At 73.0% G+C, this 2,368-nt stretch carries 1 protein-coding gene; it reads right to left on the bottom strand.

Going from position 1 to position 2,368, the window contains the following annotated elements:
- Positions 1-2,368 (bottom strand): type I polyketide synthase (locus ABZ842_RS38750; RefSeq protein WP_361548565.1); only part of this gene is annotated, 2,368 nt, incomplete at both ends.

Below are 2,368 nucleotides of genomic sequence, written 5' to 3'. Positions count from 1 at the left end.
CAGGATGACGTGGGCGTTGGTGCCGCTCACGCCGAACGACGACACCCCGGCCCTGCGCGGGTGACCATTGCTCTCCCACGCCACCGGCTCCGTCAGCAAGCGCACCTCACCCGCCGACCAGTCGACGTGCGGCGACGGCTCATCCACATGCAGCGTGGCCGGGAGCAGGTTGTTCCGCAGCGCCATCACCATCTTGATCACGCCGGTCACTCCGGAGGCGGCCTGCGTGTGGCCGATGTTCGACTTCACCGAACCGAGCCACAGCGGACGGCCCTCCGGCCGCTCCTGGCCGTAGGTGGCGAGGAGTGCCTGCGCCTCGATCGGATCGCCCAGCGTCGTACCCGTGCCGTGCGCCTCCACCACGTCCACATCACGGGCAGCCACACCCGCGTTCGCCAGCGCCTGGCGGATCACCCGCTGCTGCGAGGGACCGTTCGGCGCCGTGAGACCGTTCGACGCGCCGTCCTGGTTCACCGCCGAACCCCGCACCACCGCCAACACCTTGTGACCGTTCGCCACCGCGTCCGACAGCCGCTCCAACAACACCAGGCCCACGCCTTCGGCCATGCCCATGCCGTCGGCAGCGGCGGCGAACGCCTTGCACCTGCCGTCCGGCGACAACGCGCCCTGCTTGCTGAACGCCACGATGGCGCCCGGCGAGCCCATCACGGCGACGCCTCCGGCGAGCGCCAGCGAGCACTCCCCCAGCCGTAGCGCCTGAGTCGCGAGGTGCAGTCCGACCAGCGACGACGAACACGCCGTGTCCACCGTCACCGCGGGCCCTTCCAGGCCGAAGGTGTACGCGATCCGGCCGGACAGGACGCTCGACGCCCCGCCGGTGAGCAGATGGCCCTCGGAGCCGTCCGGGGCGGCGGAGTTCAGGTTCGCCCCGTAGTCCTGGTAGTTGGAGCCGACGAAGACGCCCGTCTGCGTGCCCGCCAGGGACTCCGGATCGATCCCGGCCCGCTCGACCGCCTCCCAGGCGGCCTCCAGCAGCAGCCGCTGCTGCGGGTCCATGGCCCGGGCCTCGCGCGGGCTGATGCCGAAGAAGGCGGGGTCGAAGAGGGCCGCGTCGTGCAGGAAGCCGCCGCCCTGCGCGTACAGGCTGTTCGGGCGGTCGCGGTCCGGGTGGTACAGCGACGCCACGTCCCACCCGCGGTCGGCGGGGAAGCCCGCGACGGCGTCGCCCTGGTCGGCGAGCAGGTCCCACAGGGCCTCGGCGGAGTGCACCCCGCCGGGGAGGCGGCAGCTCATGCCGACGATCGCGATCGGCTCGCCGCTGAACGCCACCGCCTGGGTGACGGGCTCGGCGGGCCGGCCGCCCCACGCCTCCGCCTTCAGGAAGGCGGCCAGCGCCCGCGGCGTGGGGTAGTCGAAGACCACCGTCGCGGGCAGGCGGAGCCCGAGGGTCGAGCCGAGCCGGTTCCGGAGGTCCACCGCGGTCAGCGAGTCGAACCCGATGTCACGGAAAGCGCGGGTCGGGGCGACGGATTCCGCGTCGGCGTGGCCGAGCACGGCCGCCACCTCGGTGCGGACGGCCTCCAGCAGTGCGGCGTCCCGTTCGGCATCGGTCGCCGTGGCCAGCCTGTCGACCAGTACGGATGAGGCTTCGGGTCGGTGCGCGGAGCCCTGTTCGACGGAGTCGAGGGCCCGTACCTCGGGCAGCTCGGACAGCAGCGGCCTCGGCCGTGCGGCGGTGAAGACGGGGACGAACGTGGGCCAGTCGACCTCGGCGACCGCGAGGACGGTCTCCCCGCCCCCGAGGACGTCGGCGAGTTCGTCGAGCGCCCGGTCCCGGTCGAGGAAGGGCAGTCCCTGCCGGTACATCTGGTCCGGGTCGACGCGCCCGATGGCCAGCTCGGTGTCCCAGATGCCCCAGGCAACGGACGTGATCGGCTGGACGGCGGCCCGGCTCTCGGCGAGGGCATCGAGGTAGGCGTTGGCTGCGGCGTACGCGCCGTGCATCCCGCTGCCCCAGATCCCCGCGATGGAGGAGAACAGCACCAGCCGAACATCGGGGTGGTGCTCGCCGAGCAGGTCGGCGAGGTGGGCGGCGCCCACGCACTTGGCGTTCAGGACCGTGTGCAGGTGCTCCGGTGTGGCGTCGCGCAGCCAGCCCAGCTCGATCGTGGCGGCGGCGTGGATGACGGTGGTGACCGGCGGGTGGTCGGCGCTGCTCAGGACCGCGCCGAGCTGCGCGGCGTCGGTGATGTCGCAGGCCGTGACCGTCGTGGGAGTGCCGTCCGCCGTCAGCTCCTCGGCGAGGGCGACGGCGCCGGGGGCGTCGGGGCCCGAGCGGCTCAGCAGGACCAGGTGCTCAGCACCGTTCTCAGCCAGCCAACGGGCCAAATGCGACCCGATCCCACCC

The sequence above is a fragment of the Streptomyces sp. NPDC047315 genome, from assembly GCF_040643215.1.
Classification (GTDB): domain Bacteria; phylum Actinomycetota; class Actinomycetes; order Streptomycetales; family Streptomycetaceae; genus Streptomyces.
The sequence above is the reverse complement of the archived record's forward strand: the minus strand, read 5'-3'. Positions and strand labels throughout refer to the sequence as shown.